Annotated in this window: 16 protein-coding genes; 5 read left to right on the top strand and 11 right to left on the bottom strand. The window is 59.4% G+C overall.

All coding sequences use genetic code 11. The features are described from left to right. Positions 1-71 precede the first annotated feature (71 nt). The 5 genes from FHW77_RS07290 to FHW77_RS07270 form a co-directional block, all read right to left on the bottom strand. Positions 72-833 (bottom strand): ABC transporter permease, encoded by a 762-nt coding sequence (locus FHW77_RS07290; RefSeq protein ID WP_004442548.1) that lies wholly within the window; start codon positions 831-833, stop codon positions 72-74. Then, entirely contained in the window at positions 830-1,756 is a 927-nt protein-coding gene (locus FHW77_RS07285; protein ID WP_004442549.1) for an ABC transporter ATP-binding protein, read from the bottom strand. The genes FHW77_RS07290 and FHW77_RS07285 overlap by 4 nt, the downstream gene beginning before the upstream one ends. 105 nt (positions 1,757-1,861) lie before the next feature. After that, a complete protein-coding gene (locus FHW77_RS07280) occupies positions 1,862-2,683 on the bottom strand; it encodes a sulfite exporter TauE/SafE family protein (protein WP_004442551.1) in 822 nt (273 codons plus the stop codon). A gap of 498 nt (positions 2,684-3,181) precedes the next feature. Continuing rightward, on the bottom strand, positions 3,182-4,450 hold the full coding sequence (locus FHW77_RS07275; RefSeq protein WP_004442553.1) for an extensin-like domain-containing protein: 1,269 nt from the start codon (positions 4,448-4,450) through the stop codon (positions 3,182-3,184). A gap of 174 nt (positions 4,451-4,624) precedes the next feature. Then, positions 4,625-6,439: a methyl-accepting chemotaxis protein gene (locus FHW77_RS07270; RefSeq protein WP_004442555.1), complete on the bottom strand. Its 1,815-nt coding sequence runs from the start codon at positions 6,437-6,439 to the stop codon at positions 4,625-4,627. 252 nt (positions 6,440-6,691) lie between these two features. Here FHW77_RS07270 and FHW77_RS07265 point away from each other — a divergent pair, with 252 nt between their 5' ends. After that, positions 6,692-7,006 carry a DUF1883 domain-containing protein gene (locus FHW77_RS07265; protein ID WP_004442557.1) on the top strand — a complete coding sequence of 105 codons (315 nt, stop codon included), beginning with the start codon at positions 6,692-6,694 and terminating at the stop codon, positions 7,004-7,006. An 80-nt stretch (positions 7,007-7,086) separates the two neighbouring features. Here the strand turns inward: FHW77_RS07265 and FHW77_RS07260 are convergent, their stop codons facing one another. Continuing rightward, positions 7,087-8,403 (bottom strand): replication-associated recombination protein A, encoded by a 1,317-nt coding sequence (locus FHW77_RS07260; RefSeq protein WP_035211375.1) that lies wholly within the window; start codon positions 8,401-8,403, stop codon positions 7,087-7,089. Then, on the bottom strand, positions 8,400-9,806 hold the full coding sequence (locus tag FHW77_RS07255) for a DegQ family serine endoprotease (protein ID WP_022556525.1): 1,407 nt from the start codon (positions 9,804-9,806) through the stop codon (positions 8,400-8,402). The genes FHW77_RS07260 and FHW77_RS07255 overlap by 4 nt, the downstream gene beginning before the upstream one ends. Before the next feature lie 169 nt (positions 9,807-9,975). Here FHW77_RS07255 and FHW77_RS07250 point away from each other — a divergent pair, with 169 nt between their 5' ends. Beyond that, positions 9,976-10,326, top strand: coding sequence for a lysozyme inhibitor LprI family protein (locus FHW77_RS07250; RefSeq protein WP_044458796.1), 351 nt, complete (start codon positions 9,976-9,978; stop codon positions 10,324-10,326). A 5-nt stretch (positions 10,327-10,331) separates the two neighbouring features. On the opposite strand, the gene FHW77_RS07245 is transcribed toward FHW77_RS07250, so the two are convergent. Next, complete coding sequence (locus FHW77_RS07245) at positions 10,332-11,333, bottom strand: serine hydrolase domain-containing protein (RefSeq protein ID WP_034499158.1); 1,002 nt, start codon at positions 11,331-11,333, stop codon at positions 10,332-10,334. 451 nt (positions 11,334-11,784) lie between these two features. After that, positions 11,785-13,620 carry a dihydroxy-acid dehydratase gene (ilvD, locus tag FHW77_RS07240; protein WP_004442566.1) on the bottom strand — a complete coding sequence of 612 codons (1,836 nt, stop codon included), beginning with the start codon at positions 13,618-13,620 and terminating at the stop codon, positions 11,785-11,787. Positions 13,621-13,932: 312 nt separating this feature from the next. On the opposite strand from ilvD, the gene msrP reads away from it, so the two are divergent. The 3 genes from msrP to FHW77_RS07225 are packed head-to-tail and all read left to right on the top strand — an operon-like array spanning position 13,933 to position 15,859. Beyond that, on the top strand, positions 13,933-14,874 hold the full coding sequence (gene msrP / locus FHW77_RS07235; RefSeq protein WP_004442569.1) for a protein-methionine-sulfoxide reductase catalytic subunit MsrP: 942 nt from the start codon (positions 13,933-13,935) through the stop codon (positions 14,872-14,874). Positions 14,875-14,876: 2 nt separating this feature from the next. Next, positions 14,877-15,542 (top strand): protein-methionine-sulfoxide reductase heme-binding subunit MsrQ, encoded by a 666-nt coding sequence (gene msrQ / locus FHW77_RS07230; RefSeq protein WP_004442570.1) that lies wholly within the window; start codon positions 14,877-14,879, stop codon positions 15,540-15,542. Continuing rightward, positions 15,539-15,859: a hypothetical protein gene (locus FHW77_RS07225; RefSeq protein WP_004442573.1), complete on the top strand. Its 321-nt coding sequence runs from the start codon at positions 15,539-15,541 to the stop codon at positions 15,857-15,859. Before msrQ ends, FHW77_RS07225 begins: the two co-directional genes overlap by 4 nt. 82 nt (positions 15,860-15,941) lie before the next feature. On the opposite strand, the gene rplQ is transcribed toward FHW77_RS07225, so the two are convergent. Together rplQ and FHW77_RS07215 are read right to left on the bottom strand one after the other, a co-directional pair. Continuing rightward, positions 15,942-16,364, bottom strand: a complete 423-nt coding sequence (gene rplQ / locus FHW77_RS07220; RefSeq protein ID WP_044458794.1) for a 50S ribosomal protein L17 — start codon at positions 16,362-16,364, stop codon at positions 15,942-15,944. Between the two features lie 118 nt (positions 16,365-16,482). Further along, the gene (locus FHW77_RS07215) at positions 16,483-17,493 is read right to left on the bottom strand and encodes a DNA-directed RNA polymerase subunit alpha (protein ID WP_003495228.1); all 1,011 of its coding nucleotides are present in this window, start codon (positions 17,491-17,493) and stop codon (positions 16,483-16,485) included. Positions 17,494-17,537: the final 44 nt, after the last annotated feature.

The following is a 17,537-nucleotide window of genomic DNA, read 5'->3' as shown; positions in this document are numbered from 1 at the left end:
TCGCGTTGTGCTTTGAATACGAAAACGCCCGGCGCAAGCCGGGCGTCCAATTTTCGGGAAAGCGTTTCTGATCAGTTGCGCAGCCGATACCCTGTCTTGAACATCCAGCCGACAACGCCTAGGCATAGCGCCAGAAACAGCGTGATCATCGCCAGGCTGATGACGGGATTGACGTCAGCGATCTCGTAGAAACTCCAGCGGAAGCCGCTGATGAGATAAAGCACCGGATTGAAGTGACTGACCGTCTGCCAGAAGGGCGGCAGCATGTCGATGGAATAAAAGCTGCCGCCGAGGAAGGTCAGCGGCGGCACCACCAGCATGGGAATGAGGTTCAACTGCTCGAAATTTGTTGCCCAGATGCCGATGATGAAGCCGAACAGGCTGAAACTCACAGCCGTCAGCACAAAAAACAGGATCATCATGAACGGATGGGCGATGCTGATATCCACGAAGAACGACGCGGTTATCAGGATGATCGTACCGATCATCAGCCCCTTTGTCGCCGCCGCTCCGACATAGCCGACAAGGATTTCCGTCATCGCCACCGGTGCGGAGAGGATTTCATAGATGGTGCCGGTGAATTTCGGGAAGTAGATGCCGAAGGAGCCGTTGCCGATGCACTGCGTCAGAAGCGTCAGCATGATGAGGCCGGGCGTTATGAAAGCGCCATAGGAAACCCCACCAACCTCCTGAATCCGCGAACCGATCGCTGTGCCGAACACGATAAAATAGAGCGAGGTGGAAATGACCGGAGAGACCACGCTTTGCAGCAGGGTGCGGCGGGTGCGCGCCATTTCGAACAGGTAGATGGACTTGATGGCTTCGAAATTCATTTCTGGCCTCCCACCAGCGAAACGAAGATATCTTCGAGCGAACTCTGCCGCGTGGAAATATCCTTGAAATGGATGTTGGCGGCGAAAAGCGCGCTCAGGACATCGGCAATGCGGCCCTGCTCGCCATTATCCTCGATTTCATAGGTAATGGTGCAGCCATCTTCGGAAAGCGTGAGGCCGAAGGGCGCGAGACTTTCCGGCAAAGTCTCCACCGGCTGGGAAAGCTCAAGAAAAAGCTGCTTGCGGCCGAGTTTCTTCATCAATGCCGTCTTTTCTTCCACCAGCAGCAATTCGCCACCATTGATGACACCCACCCGGTCGGCGATTTCTTCCGCCTCCTCGATGTAATGCGTGGTGAGAATGATGGTGACACCCCTGGCGCGCAGCTCAGAGACCACATTCCACATGTCGCGGCGCAGGGTCACATCCACACCCGCCGTCGGCTCATCGAGAAACAGGACCTTCGGCTCGTGCGCCAGCGCCTTGGCAATCAGCACACGCCGCTTCATGCCGCCGGAAAGCTCCCGCAGCATGTTGTCCTTCTTGTTCCAGAGCGACAGGGATTTGAGGATGCGTTCGATCAGCTCCGGATTCTTCTTCTGTCCGTGCAGTCCGCGCGAAAAGCTGACGGTGTTCCAAACCGTCTCGAACTGGTCGGTCGTCAGTTCCTGCGGCACAAGGCCGATGAGGGCGCGGGTCTGGCGAAAATCCTTCACCACATCGTGCCCGCCAACCAGCACCGAACCTTCGCCCGGATTGACGAGGCCGCAGATGATCGAGATCAGTGTCGTCTTGCCGGCGCCATTGGGGCCGAGAAGAGCGAGTATCTCCCCCTCCCGGATATCGAGGCTGACACCTTTGAGCGCCTGGAAGCCATTTGCGTAGGATTTGGTCAGATTCCGTATCGAAACAATGGCATTCATGGCGAATTCTTTCGAAAAACCGAGTAAGATGAACGCCATATAGACCGCAGAGGTTGCAAATGCCAGACCGGCGGACTGAACACTGCGTTCGGCGGGAGCGGAAAATCAGCCGTAGACGCTATAGAAAAACTGCGCTGCGACGAAAACCAGAAACAAGCCGAAGGCCCGCTCCAGCTGCTTCTTGCTGAGCGCATGCGCCAGCCGTGCACCATAGGGCGCGACGACAAGGGTAATGGGGATCAGGAGCACCACGGCGATCCAGTTGATGAAGCCGGTGGAAAATGGCGGCAGCCCCGCATCGCCCCAGCCGGCCCAGATGTAACCCGCAAGCCCCGGCAGCGAAATCAACACGCCGACACCGGAAGAGGTGGCAACCGCCTGATGAATGCTGCGCCCGTAAAGCGTCATGAAGGTGTTGTTCATCACCCCGCCGCCCACGCCCATCAGCCCGGAAAACAGCCCGATGCCGGTGCCCACCAGAAAACGGGCCGGGTTTGGCGGCAGATCGGAACCGAGATGCCAGCTCGCCCGGTTGAAGATCATCCGGAAGGCAAGCGCGAGCGCGATGAAGGCAAAGATCAGGCGCAGCGCCACACTCGAGGCATAGGCTGCAACGATAGAGGCGAGAACGGTGCCAAGCGGCACGGCAACGACCCAGCCTTTCAGAAGCTCGATATCGACGGCGCCCTTCTGGCGATGCGTCAGGAACGAGCGGATGGACGTCGGCACGATAATGGCGAGAGACGTTCCGAGCGAAAGATGCATGCGCACCGCCTCAGGCACATCCAGAAGTCCGAAGACCTGGTAAAAAACCGGCACCAGCACCGCGCCGCCGCCGATACCGAACAGGCCGGCCAGAAGGCCTGCAACCACACCCGCAGCAGCAAGTGCCGCAGCGAAGATCATTATCTCTGAAACTGGGGGCATGAAGGCAGGCTCCCGAAGGCCGTTGTCACAAACATGTGACGCTCATAGCGTATCAGAAAAGGGCGGCAAGCCATGTTGGCCGCAGGTCAGTACGGCGCGACGTCTTTTGCCGCAAATCCGCGCCGGATGGACCGTTCTGTGGGATCGCTTCCCATTTCATGCCCTTGCAAAGACGCCGATATCCCCCCGATAAGGCTGTCTTCTTCAACCGGCCTTCGGGCCGGTCTTTTTTTGTGGGAATGTGGCGGGCGATTATCGAGCTAGCGGCAGCAAAACATCCTCAAGCTTCGTCATTCCGACCATATCCAAAGATCCGGCGCCTATGTCATCGGCGGCAGCCCGATGACAAGCCGCACTCCGTGTTCGACGTCATCCTCGGCCTTGTGCCAAGGATCTGCCGACGTATCGCCAATAGCGGCGTTGCAGATGCTCGGGACAGGCCCGAGCATGACGGAGGAGACGCTTTCAAACTCAGCCGCCAACCTCCAACGGCGCGACTTAATCGCAATGCCTGTAACCTGACTTGCGGGTACGCAGGTCGAAGTGAAAATGGTTCCAGTGGTTGGGGTCGCTGCCCGGCCCGAGAACGGTGGAGAAATATTTGCAGCTATCCGATCTGACGGCCTTCAGTAGTGCCTTTTCGCGGAAAGCGAAGAAACTCTTCTTGCGGACATCGATTTCCTTGCCGTTCTTCAGCGTGATGGTGCCGATATCGATGGCGTTGCCCCGCGCATGTTCCGACCACGGATTGCTGGAACGGGAATTCATCTTGCGGCAGGAATAACCACCCATCGGCGTTATGCGGCCGACGCCGGAGAGATAGCGGAAACGCGAGGACGGTACGAGTTCGAACTTCACCCATTTCGCAAAGGCAAGCGTAACCTGGCAATTGAGCTTCACCGCCGGACGAACTGCGACGCCGCTGGCGAGACCGCTGAGTTCGATCGGGTAATCGATGCCGCAGGTCGGCCCGTCGGCAATACGGGCGACGTCGCGAAAAGCGACACCCAGACGGCGAAGCTCGGCGCGGCACGCAACCTCCGAAGACGGCATGATGCCGGGCGGCAGGGACCGGTCGCTCTGAAGTCCGCCGCGAACGGTCGGATCATTCGGCATGAGCATGGCCACCTCTTCCACCGGCTGGCGGCGGGAGGACGATCCGGGTGGTGGTGGCGGAATGAGGCCGGACTGGCGCCGCGCCGGAGAAACCGCAACCGGATTGTCGGTGCCGATGCCGTCTACCACCGGCTGGGCCGAAGCCCCCTCGGCGATTTCGGCATCCTGTTCCTCTGCCAGTCCCCGCACCGGCTCCACGCCGAGCATGGAATCCATGTTCACGCCGCCTTCGCCCTCGGCAATCTGGCTCCTGGCCATTTGCTGCGGGGGCATCTCCTGGCTTTGCGTCGCCTGCACCGGCAGATTGCCATGACCGCCAGCCGCCATGCGTGCCTGATGCTGTGCATCGAGGGTGGAATAACCCTGCCCTGCCTGGCGCGTTTGCAGCAGCGGATCCTGCGAAGCATAAGGCTCCGGCATCGGCTGCGATATGGCCGTAGGATAATCGTTGCTCTGTCCGGCCCGCTCAACCTGATGGAAGGCACCTGCCGGCGCGCTGTAGCCCTGTTGCCGCGACGAACGAATTGCGCTCACGCGTGTGGTGCCGTCCACCTCCGCCGGTGGCACGAGGCCCTCCGCCGAACACGACACCATGACCGTGGAAATCATCAGCAACGTCACAAGACGACGCGGAAGGGAAACATACGCCATACGAGAACCTGTACCTTCAGCGGCCGCTATCCGCGGCAATACAGGTCAAATTTTAAAGAAATGAGGTAAACGAAACCTTATTGGTTGCGGGAAATAACGAATGGCTGGTTCTGATAGCCCAAAACAAAGGGCGCAGCCGGAACCGCGCCCTTCATCAGATCGAGACGCCTGAAGTCAGGCCGCCCGCGAAACCTCGCGCTCGGCATCATGTCCAAGTTCGAAGCGCGACAGAAGCGAGCGCAACTGGCGGCTTTCCTCGGCGAGCGTCTGGCTGGCGGCGGTCGTTTCTTCCACCATGGCCGCGTTTTGCTGTGTCATCTGGTCCATGTGATTAACGGAGGTGTTGATCTCCTGGAGGCCGGTGGCCTGCTCCCGCGCCGCAGTGGCGATGGAATTCACGTGACCTTCGACCCGGTTTACGAGCGCCACGATTTCTTCCAGTGCATCGCCCGTGGAGCGGACGAGCGCGACGCCGCCGCCGACCTCCTCCGCCGAGCGATTGATAAGGGTCTTGATCTCCTTGGCGGCATTGGCGGAGCGTTGCGCCAGTTCGCGCACCTCCTGCGCCACCACGGCGAAACCACGTCCGGCCTCGCCGGCCCGCGCCGCTTCCACGCCGGCATTCAGCGCCAGCAGGTTGGTCTGGAAAGCGATCTCGTCGATGACGGAAATGATCTGTCCGATCCGCTTTGACGATTCCTCGATGCGGCCCATGGCATCGACCGCGTTGCGCACGATCTCGCCTGAGCGGCCGGCGCTGCTTTTTGTGTCCTGCACCATCTGCCGCGCCTCATTGGCCCGTTCGGATGCGGTGCGCACTGTGGCGGTAATCTCGTCAAGCGCTGCGGCCGTTTCCTCCAGCGCCGCCGCCTGCTGTTCGGTCCGGCGCGAGAGATTGCCGGTCGCGCCGCTGATATCTGCAGCACTGTCATTGACGACATGACCGGTCCGGGAAATCGCTTCGATGGCGCCATGGAGCGCACCCACGGCCCGATTGAAGTCCGTGCGCAGCTTTTCGTAGTCGTCGCCGATATCTGTCAGCGCAACAGTCAGATCCCCATTGGCAAGCGCCTCGAGCGCCTCCCCCAGACGCTCCATGGCATGGGCCTGCCGCTCGGATGCGGAACGAAGGACCATCTCGTTGCCGCGACGCGCTTCCTCCAGCGCCCGCTGCTGGTCGGCCTCACGCGCCTGCAGGGCGCTGCGCTCATTGACGCTGTCACGCAGCACCAGCAACGTCTTGGCAATCGCGCCGATTTCGTTCCGGCGATCCGCGAAGCGGATTTCGGCCGTGCCGTCGCCATCGGCGATCTGCTTCATGCTCTGCCGGATGAGATCGATCGGTCGAGTGACGCTACGCACGACGGCGGCGGCCACGGCAATGACGACAAGGCCGGACAAGATGCACAGGCCGATGTTGAAATACGCGTCGCTCCAGAACACCGCTTCGAGGTCGTCGACGTAAACGCCCGTACCCACGATCCAGCCCCAGGGTGCGAAACCGGCGACATGGGAGAATTTCTCCACCGGCTCCGGGGCACCCGGTTTCGGCCAGTAATAATCGACAAAACCCTGACCGCCCGCCTTGACCGTATTCACGAACTCAACGAACAGCGCCTTGCCGTTCGGGTCCTTGTTGGCGGTAAGATCGGTTCCGTTCATTTCCGGCTTGATCGGATGCATCACCATTTTGGGGTGCATATCGTTGATCCAGAAATAACCGCTGCCGTTGCCATACCGCATGGCCGCGATTGTGACCTTGGCCTGCTGCTGTGCCGCCTCCCGCGTCAAGCTGCCGCTTTGTTCCAGGCGATAATATTGATCGAGAATAGCGACGGCCGTTTCGTTCATCGCCGCAAGCCCGGCTTTGCGCTCGCGTTCCATCTCGCCAAAGGTTTCGAACAGGCTGAATGTCAGCGCTGCGGTCAGGATTGCCAGAAACAATGCGACGAGCGCATATAGGCGCATAGATATAGTGACGTTTTTCATATTCCCCCCAACGCCGATGAGTGCACTTCGACCAGCCGATGCTAAGGGGAAAAAATTTATTATGATTAAATACGCCCATTATACGTTGGTATTATCTTCATGGGCGTCGAACACGGCCTGAAATACTCACCATCGCCATTGGCCGCCGGCGGGACAGCCAGTAATTCGATGAAAACCGTACGAATTTAAAGGCAGCGTTAACCCTGCCTCCCTATCCTCTTTTGCCACAATACCGGTACTTGGAGGCGCGCGATGGCACGGCCGAATTTTCGCTACACGCATTATGACCTGAAGGAATTGCGGGCGGGCACGATCATTGAAGTATCTCTCTCGGCCATCAATAATGTCCGGTTGATGACGGGCGCGAATTTCCAGCGCTTCACCGAATTGCTCGATTTCAAATATCTTGGCGGCGTCGCGAAAAAGTCGCCAATCCGGATCGCCATCCCCGAAACGATGCACTGGCATCTGGTGATCGATGCCGACGGGCATAACGGCCTGGCGGAATCATCGGTCAAGATGCTGCCGGCGCAGCCGCAGGCCGCGCCTCAGCGCAAGGCATCCTGACTTATTTGAAAAAACAATGCGATAGCGCAGTTTCGCGACTCTTTTTGGCAAGCGCCTGAATCATTTTGTGAAGATGAGGGCTAACGCGATTCCCGCTCGCGGCGCAGTTTCGCCCACCAGTCGAGACGTTTGCGGATTTCGCGTTCGAAACCTCTGTCCGGTGGATCGTAAAAGGTGGTCCGCCCCATTTTTTCCGGGAAGTAATCCTGCCCCGAAAAAGCGTCCGGCTCGTCATGATCGTAACGGTAGCCGTCACCATATCCCTCGCCCTTCATCAGCTTGGTCGGTGCATTCAGGATGTGTTTGGGCGGAACAAGCGAGCCATTTTCCTTCGCGGCGCGCATCGCAGCCTTGAAGGCGGTATAGACGGCATTCGATTTCGGAGCGGTGGCCAGGTAGACGCAGGCCTGCGCCAGCGCAAGTTCACCCTCCGGCGAACCAAGATAATCATAGGCATCCTTGGCAGCATTGCAGACGGCGAGCGCCTGCGGATCTGCAAGGCCGATATCTTCCACCGCCATGCGCACCAGCCGCCGGCCGATATAGAGCGGGTCCTCGCCGGCATCGAACATGCGGGCGAGATAATAAAGTGCGGCATCCGGGTCCGATCCACGCACCGACTTATGCAGCGCGGAAATGAGATTGTAGTGGCCGTCCTGGCTCTTGTCGTAGACGGGCGCACGGCGCTGCACGATGCGCGTGAGCCCTTCCGTATCGAAGGTTTCATCTTTCCGCGCCGCGCGCCAGACTTCTTCGGCAAGCGTCAACACCGCGCGACCGTCGCCATCGGCCATGCGGATCAGGCTTGCGCGTGCATCCTCCGTCAGTGGCAGGGGCTTCTGCTCCGCCTCCTCCGCGCGCTTCAGAAGCTCGCTGAGACTGTCCTCGTCATGCGACCGAAATGTCAGGACACGGGCCCGCGACAACAGAGCGGCATTCAGTTCGAACGAGGGATTTTCGGTGGTCGCACCCACCAGAATAATGGTGCCGTCCTCCATGACAGGCAGAAAACTGTCCTGTTGCGCACGGTTGAAACGGTGAATTTCGTCGACGAAAAGCAGGGTCTGGCGACCGTTCATGCGCCTTGCACGCGCCGCTTCGAAAACCTTCTTGAGATCGGCGACGCCGGAAAAGATCGCTGATATCTGTTCGAAAGCCAGCCCCGCCTCGCCGGAAAGCAGCCGGGCGACCGTCGTCTTGCCAGTGCCGGGCGGCCCCCAGAAGATCATCGAGCCCAGGGAGCCGCTATCGATCATGCGGCGCAGAACGCCCTCCTCGCCCGTCAGATGCGGCTGCCCGCTTACTTCCGCCAGCGTCTTCGGGCGCAGGCGATCGGCGAGAGGCCGCCGGTTGGCGACCTCCACAGGCACTTGCGGGGCGAAGAGATCGTCGCTCATCGGAGGAACTGCCGGATACGCTGCCCGTCACGCAGGATTTCCACCCGCCAGAAACCAGGATTGTCATCCAGCGCCTTTTCGACAGCGGCCGTGGAGCCGATATCTGCGCCGTTCAATGAAAGGATCACATCTTTCGGCAGAAAACCGACACGATAAGCCGGCGAGCCACGCTTCACATCGGTGATGACGACACCCGTGACCTGCGAGGGCATGCGCAATTCGTCAGCAAGCTTCGGCGAAAGATTGGCGACGGTCGCGCCGGCGAACGGATTGCGGCCTTCGATCAGCCGTTCGTCGCGGGGAGCGGTTTCGGGCGCGATATCAAGTGCAATCGTCAGCTTCTTTTCCTTGCCCTTGTCCATGACGGTCAGTTCAGCAGATTTGCCTATGCCGGCCGTGGTCAGGCGGTAACCGAGCGCATCGGGATGCTCCACCTCCAATCCGTTGACCGCAGTCACCACCTGGCCCGGCTCTATGCCGGCCTTTTCCGCGGGGCTGCCTTTGACAACGCTGACGACCAGCGCTCCCCGGGCGCGATGCAGGCCAAGCGCCTCCGCGACATCCGAAGTGACGGGATCGAAGGTCGCGCCAATGTAGGGCCGCTGGAAGTTCGCATCGCCCCGTTCAGCAGCAGCCACAAAAACCCGGACCAGATTGGCCGGAATAGCGAAACCGATGCCGTTCGAGCCGCCGCCCTTGGAGAAGATGGCAGTGTTGATGCCGATCAGCTCGCCAGCCATATTCATGAGCGCGCCGCCGGAGTTGCCCGGGTTGATGGAGGCGTCGGTCTGGATGAAGAAGCCGAAATCGCCCTGCGTCACTTGGTTGCGGGCAAGGCCCGAGACGATGCCGCTCGTTACCGTCTGACCGACGCCGAAGGGGTTACCGATCGCCAGCACCAGATCGCCGACTTCGATCTTGTCCGAATTGCCGAGCGGCAGCACCGGGAACTGCTCCTTGGCATCGATCTGCAGCACGGCAAGATCGACCCGGTCATCTTTCATGAGAACCTTGGAGGAAAATTCGCGCCCATCCGCAAGCGCCACCTTGATGTCGTCAGCACCGTCAATGACATGATTGTTGGTCACCACGAGACCGCCGGCGGTGACGATGACGCCTGAACCGAGCGACGACTGCTTTTCCGTGCGGTTCGGCATTTGCTGCCCGAAAAACTGTTCGAAGAAGGGATCACCGGCGAAGGGCGACAACCGCCGCTGCACGATGCGTTCGGCATAGACATTCACCACCGCGCCGGCGGTGCGCTTGACCAGCGGCGCGAAGGAAAGCTGCATTTCCGTGTGGCTGGACGGCACGGTCCTATTGTCCTGCGCCCGGGCACCCGCTGGCAGGAGAATGAGCGCGGCGAGAAAGCCGGTGGACAGATACTTCAACACGCTTCGCATGTGATTCCTCATCGTCATCAGTATGATGGAGTTATAACGTCAAAGCCTGTAAAGCAAAGAGCGGCAAGATGATGACCGTGGGTTTCAGGCACGGCGGCTTCCGCTGATGGAACCAGCAAAGGCGTATTTTGGTTTCATCCGCACCAGCAGTCCTCAACAGAGACAAGCCATGCATTTGAAAAAGCCCCTCCTCGCCTGCGGCATCCTTTTTGCTTCCTCGCTCCTCTCAACGGCCGGTGCTGCAAGTTTCGACTGCACGAAATCCGATCTCGCAGCGGATGAAAAGGCCATCTGCGACAACCGCGCCCTGAACGATCAGGACGTGAAGATGGCCACCACCTTCGATATCCTAACCCAGCTGATGGCCATGGGCGCCCGCGACACGTTGCGCGACGAGCAGAGCCAGTGGCTGAAGAAGCGCCAGGAATGTGCAGCCGACTTTGCCTGCCTTACCGGCGCCTATGAGGAGCGCATGAAACGTCTCGGAGAGGCGTTTCAGAGCATCAACCGACCGCTCTGACCCGATCACACCGCGCGGATGACGTTCTCCATGAGGCCATGCAACTGGTCGCGATAACCGGTTCGGGCCGATGGCGCGTCTTCACGGGAGGTCATCACGACGGACAGTCGTTTTGCCGGCACGATGTACAGCATCTGCCCGCCATAACCCCAGGCATAATAGACCGTCTCGCCCGCCATCTCCCTGATGAACCAGCAATAACCGTAACCGTCGCCGTTGAAGACCGAATTGGTGCGCTGTCGCCATGATTGCTCGATCCAGTCCTGCGAAATCAACCGCTCACCACCGGGTGTCACGCCGCCCCTGCGGTAAAGCTCACCGAAGGCCAGCAGCGACCGCGCGGTCATCGCCATCTGGTTGCCGCCGAGATAGATGCCCTGCGGATCGCGCTCCCAGCCGCCGATGGAAAACCCTTCCAGGGGCCGAAACCAGTCTCGGGCGAGAGAAAGCGTCGAACGGCCGGATGCCTTCGTCAATATCGCCGACAGCAGATGTGTCGACGCCGTGGAATAAAGCATGCCGCCACCCGGCTCTCCGGCGAAACCCGACCCCAAGGCCATCCGCACCCAGTTGCGGCTGGCGACCCAACGGCCGTAATTCGGCCCGGACATGCGCTCCAGACCGGATTGCATTGACAGGAGGTTACCGACGGTGATCCGCTCCAGCCGGGGATCGGGATTTTGCGGAAATTCACCGCGCAGAATGGTCGCGATCGGCTGGTCCGCACCTTGGAGAACCTTGCGGTCGATCGCCATGCCGACCAACGCGGAGATGATCGATTTTGAGGCCGATTTGATATTGGTGGAGCCGTTCAAGCCGGCGCCATGATAGGCGCGGCTAGCGATCTCCTCGCCATCGATGCTGACGATGACGGTCTTGAGGCTGGAAAGCGCATCCGCCTCCCGCAGCAACGGACCGAAACGGACGTTGTTCCCGGCGCTCTGGGCACGGGCAAGTGAGGCGAAGGGTAGCGATGCCATGAGGGCGAGTGCGGTTCGTCTTTTCATGGTGATGAACTTAGGCATCGCTGCTTTCTGGAAAAGGGTCGCTGGACGAACATCACTCCAATGTGACTGCCACGCCAGAAAAAATCTGCAGTCAGTTCGGCATTTACGATGGAAAAACAAAACGTTGAAGGGATAACAGGAATCATCCCGCGAAGTAATTGAATCTGTTTGTGAGCCGAATTCACTCCAAATTCAGACAGCAAAAAGCCGCTCAGAGAGCGGCTCAATTTAAAATGGAGGTGGATAGCTTTCTCCTCCGTCCTGCCGGACTTGATCCGGCATCAGGCACGGCGCGTCTGCGCCGTGAGAAGAGTCTCTTGCGATCGAGGACTTGATCGCGCCGGACCCCGGATCGGTCCGGGGTGACGAAGCGCGCTTGTATTGCTCTTCGAGCACTCCGGGAAGAAAGCGACGCATCAGGCGTAACCTTCCAGCCCACTCTGCGACAGGATTACTCCGGCAATATCCGCACAGCACCCTTGTCTGCGCTCGACGCAAAGGCCGCATAGGCCTTCAGCGCCGTCGTGACATTGCGCTTGCGCGGTGCTTCCGGCTTCCAGCCTTTCTCTTCCTGCTCGGCCCGGCGCGAGGCCAGTTCCGCGTCGGGAACCTTCAGGTTGATCGTGCGGTTCGGAATGTCGATCTCGATCAGGTCACCCTGACGCACGAGGCCGATGGCGCCGCCCTGTGCCGCTTCCGGCGAGGCGTGGCCGATGGAAAGGCCTGACGTGCCACCAGAGAAGCGACCGTCGGTGATCAGCGCGCAGGCTTTGCCGAGGCCCTTGGATTTCAGGTAGCTGGTCGGATAGAGCATTTCCTGCATGCCCGGGCCGCCCTTAGGACCTTCATAACGGATGACGACGACGTCGCCCGCCTTGACCTCGTTGCCGAGAATGCCCTTAACCGCCGCGTCCTGGCTTTCGTAAACGACCGCCGGGCCGTTGAATTTCAGGATGGACTCATCAACACCTGCCGTCTTCACGATACAGCCGTCGAGCGCGATGTTGCCGTAAAGCACGGCAAGACCACCATCCTTGGAGAATGGTTTCTCGACCGAGCGAATGACGCCATTGTCGCTGTCGGTATCCAGATCGTCCCAGCGCGAGGACTGGCTGAAGGCAACCTGCGTGGGCACGCCGCCGGGGGCCGCCTTGAAGAATTCACGCACCGTCTCGCTGTTGGTGCGGGTGATGTCCCAGCGGTCGATGGCGTCACCCAGCGTCGCTTCATGCACCGTGTAGGTATCGCGGTTGATCAGACCGCCGCGCTCCAACTCGCCGAGAATGCGCATGATGCCGCCAGCGCGGTGCACATCTTCCATGTGAACGTCCTGCTTGGCGGGCGCGACCTTCGAAAGGCACGGAACCTTGCGGGAAAGACGGTCGATGTCTTCCATGGTGAAATCCACCCCGCCCTCGTGCGCGGCAGCCAGAATATGCAGCACCGTATTGGTGGAGCCGCCCATGGCGATATCCAGCGACATGGCGTTTTCAAACGCCGCCTTGTTGGCGATGGTCCGCGGCAGAACGGTTTCGTCTTCCTGCTCGTAATAACGGCGGGCAAGATCGACGATGAGGTGACCGGCCTCGACGAACAGTCGCTTGCGATCCGAATGGGTGGCAAGCGTCGAGCCGTTACCGGGCAGAGACAGGCCCAGCGCCTCGGTCAGACAGTTCATCGAATTGGCGGTGAACATGCCGGAACAGGAACCGCAGGTCGGGCAGGCAGATCGCTCGATAACCTTGACGTCCTCGTCAGAAATCTTGTCATCGGCGGCAGCCACCATGGCGTCGACCAGATCGAGCGCGACGGTTTTGCCATGCAGGACAACCTTGCCCGCTTCCATCGGACCACCGGACACGAAGACGGCGGGGATGTTGAGGCGCATGGCAGCATTCAACATTCCGGGGGTGATCTTGTCGCAGTTGGAAATGCACACCATGGCATCGGCGCAATGGGCATTGACCATATATTCGACCGAGTCAGCGATGATCTCGCGCGAGGGCAGCGAATAAAGCATGCCGTCATGGCCCATGGCGATGCCGTCATCGACCGCGATGGTGTTGAATTCCTTGGCAACACCGCCGGCCGCCTCGATTTCACGGGCAACCAGCTGGCCGAGATCCTTGAGGTGGACGTGGCCGGGCACGAACTGCGTGAAGGAATTGACGACAGCGATGATCGGCTTGCCGAAATCGCTGTCCTTCATGCCGGTGGCGCGCCAAAGGCCGCGCGCGCCCGCCATGTTGCGGCCGTGGGTTGTCGTTCTTGAGCGATAGGCTGGCATGGTGTTTTCCTCAATCTCGGGGCGAAGCGCGCCTGCCCGCAACGCGGTGGAAGCTGCCTCTGCCCTATTTTGCGGTGTTTCTAACGCAAACCGCAAGCGCTGTCACTGTCACCTTAGGGCAAAACAGTACGGTTCGGTACGGTACGCCTTTCCCTTAACGCGGGCGAGCGGACGACGGCCTATCACAAATGCGCGATTTCCGTCTGCCCGGCGCTGTTTTTCCGCAGCAGACTGAAACATATCTGTGCAGCGGCCGTATTGGCTATCATAATCGATTTATCGCCGATGCACCCGGCTTTTGTGGAGGTTCCAATGCCCGCCTATCGTCCGCCCCATATTTCGGCAAGCGAAATCACGCCGAAAAACATCTACCTTTCCAGACGCGGCTTCCTCGGCACAGCGGCGGGCCTTGCGGCAATAGGGCTTGCGGGCCGTGAGGCGGTTGCCGCTCCGCTCGCGGCGAAACCCGGCGCTTACAAGCTGGATGAAAAACTCACGCCGCTTGATGCCGTCACCAGCTACAACAACTTCTACGAATTCGGCGTCGGCAAATCCGACCCCAAGGAAAATTCCGGCAAGTTCAAACCCACACCCTGGACCGTGAAAGTGGATGGCCTCGTTTCCAAGCCACAGGAATTCGGCATCGAAGAGCTGATGAAATATCAGCTTGAGGAACGCACCTACCGCATGCGCTGCGTCGAAGGCTGGTCGATGGTCATTCCATGGATCGGCTTCCCACTTACAAGCCTGCTCGGCAAGGTCGAACCGCTGGGCAGCGCGAAATATGTTTCCTTCGAGACGGTGGTGCGGCCAGAGGAAATGCCCGGACAGAGCGGCCTGTTCCAGCCCCTTTCATGGCCCTATGTCGAAGGTTTGCGCCTCGATGAAGCCCGCCATCCCCTGACCATCCTTGCCGTCGGCCTTTATGGCGAGACGTTGCCGAACCAGAACGGCGCACCGATCCGGCTTGTCGTGCCGTGGAAGTACGGCTTCAAGGGCATCAAATCCATCGTCCGCATTTCGCTTGTCGAGAAACAGCCGGAAACGACCTGGAAAAATTCCAACGCCCGCGAATACGGCTTCTATTCCAACGTCAATCCACATGTGGACCATCCCCGCTGGAGCCAGGCGACGGAGCAGCGCATCGGCGAAGGCGGCTTCTTTGGCACCCAGAACCGCCCTACCCTGATGTTCAATGGCTACGATGAAGTAGCGAGCCTCTACGCCGGCATGGACCTGAAGGCGAATTATTGACCATGGCTTTCGCCTTCACCTTACCCTCTCTGCCGAAGCGTTACCAACCGGCGGCCATCTGGTCGCTGTATGTCATCGGCCTTGCTCCCGGCGTCTGGTATTTCTACCTCGCCGCAACCGGAGGCCTCGGCTTCAACCCGGTCAAGGATTTCGAACACCTCCTTGGCATCTGGGCGCTTCGCTTCCTCTGTCTAGGCCTGCTGGTGACGCCGCTACGCGATCTCTTCAACATCAACCTCATCGCCTATCGTCGGGCGCTGGGCCTGATTGCCTTTTATTACGTATTGGCGCACTTTACCGTCTATCTGGTGCTGGACCGTGGCCTCGTCTTCAGTTCCATCGCCGGTGATATCCTGAAACGGCCCTATATCATGTTCGGCATGGCGGGGCTCGTCATGCTCCTGCCCCTGGCGCTCACTTCCAACCGCTGGTCGATCCGCAAACTCGGCAGCCGCTGGAACACGCTGCATAAACTCGTCTATCTCGTCCTCATCGTCGGCGTCCTGCATTTCGTGCTGGCGCGAAAATCGATCACGCTGGAGCCGGTGTTTTATATCAGCATGATGGTGGTATTGCTCGGCTATCGGCTGGTGCGGCCGACGATCATGGCGCGGAAGCGGGGAAGACGCGCCGTTGGCAATGCACAGCAACGCCCGTCAAAAACATGAAACCGACGGACCAAAACCCGAAAACCTCGCAACGCCCTAAAATTGCCGGCTCCAGTCAAGCGGCTGTTTCAGAGATTTTCAGCATCATGGCAATGGGGATGGCTCTCGCCCCCACTGATATTGCCCGGACGATGAACAGCGGTCATCGGAACGCACTATCAAAGCTTCTCGAACACATTGAGAATGGCGAGATCAATGAAGAAGACCTGCAAAAGCTTTGGCTGGCCCATCATGCTTCGGACCGTGTCGCCCTGATGGCGCCACTTGCCGATCTTATTCGTCAAATCAGCCAATATTCGCCCGATCGCCAGCCTTAAACACAGAAAACAACGCAAACAAAAAAGCCGGGCGATCACTCGCCCGGCTTTTTAACTCATGACGCCTGAACGGCGTCAAACCTTATGCAGCTTCGGCAGCAGCTTCTGCAGCAACGCGAGCCTTGTCGGCTGCGCCCTTGGCGTCAACGTCACGCTCGACGAATTCAACGACGGCCAGAGCGGCATTGTCGCCCTGGCGGAAGCCTGCCTTCATGATACGCAGGTAGCCGCCGTTACGGTTTGCGTAACGTGCTGCGATCGCGTCGAACAGCTTGCGAACAGCGTCCTGATCCTTGATCTGCGAAATCGCCTGACGACGAGCGTGCAGGTCGCCGCGCTTGCCGAGAGTGACGAGCTTCTCAACGATCGGGCGAATTTCCTTCGCCTTCGGAAGCGTGGTGACGATCTGCTCATGGGTGATGAGCGAAGCAGCCATGTTCGCAAACATTGCCTTGCGGTGGCTGGCGGTTCTATTGAGCTTGCGGCCTGAATTACCGTGGCGCATTGCTATTCTCCTTCTACGCAGGTTCCTTCTTTAAGGCCTGCCGTTTCCTGGCACATGCAGGTGACTTACCTGCTGTTTGACGGGGAAAGGCAGTCTTTGAGGTCTGCCTTCTTGTTTGTTAGTACTGGTCTTCGTAACGCTTTGCGAGATCTTCGATGTTCTCAGGCGGCCATGCTGGCACTTCCATGCCGAGGTGCAGACCCATGGAAGCGAGAACTTCCTTGATTTCGTTCAGCGACTTGCGACCAAAGTTCGGCGTGCGGAGCATTTCGGCTTCGGTCTTCTGGATCAGGTCGCCGATGTAAACGATGTTGTCGTTCTTCAGGCAGTTTGCCGAACGAACCGACAGCTCGAGCTCGTCGACCTTCTTGAGAAGCGCCGGGTTGAACGCGAGTTCCGTAACCGATTCTTCTTCTGCTTCCTTCTGCGGCTCGTCGAAGTTGACGAAGACGCCCAGCTGGTCCTGAAGAATGCGAGCGGCGAAGGCAACGGCGTCTTCGCCGGAAACCGAACCGTTGGTCTCGATCGTCATGATCAGCTTGTCATAGTCGAGAACCTGGCCTTCACGGGTGTTTTCAACCTTGTAGGACACTTTCTTGACAGGAGAATAGAGGCTGTCCACCGGAATGAGGCCAATCGGGGCATCTTCCGCGCGGTTGCGCTCAGCCGGTACGTAACCCTTGCCGTTGTTGACGGTGAATTCCATGCGGATTTCAGCGCCATCGTCGAGCGTGCAGATCACGTGGTCGGGGTTCAGGATCTCGATGTCACCAACCGTCTGGATGTCACCAGCGGTCACGGCACCCGGGCCCTGCTTGCGCACGACCATGCGCTTGGAATCGTCGCCATCCATCTTGATGGCGATTTCCTTGATGTTGAGCACGATATCCGTCACATCTTCCCGGACGCCGGGGATGGAGGAGAATTCGTGCAGGACACCATCGATCTGCACGGCCGTAACAGCGGCGCCGCGCAGAGAAGACAACAGAACGCGACGCAGCGCGTTGCCGAGGGTAAGACCGAAACCACGCTCCAGCGGCTCGGCAACGAGCGTTGCCTTGGTGCGGCTGGACGAGGTGAACTCGACCTTGTTCGGCTTGATAAGTTCCTGCCAGTTCTTCTGAATCATCTTTAAACCTTCCGTTCGCCGCCACCATCCAATCGTGACGGACC

Source organism: Agrobacterium sp. RC10-4-1, assembly GCF_014138475.1.
GTDB classification, from domain to species: Bacteria; Pseudomonadota; Alphaproteobacteria; order Rhizobiales; family Rhizobiaceae; genus Agrobacterium; species Agrobacterium pusense.
Note: the sequence above shows the minus strand (reverse complement) of the source record. Positions and strands in the feature narration are given on the sequence as shown.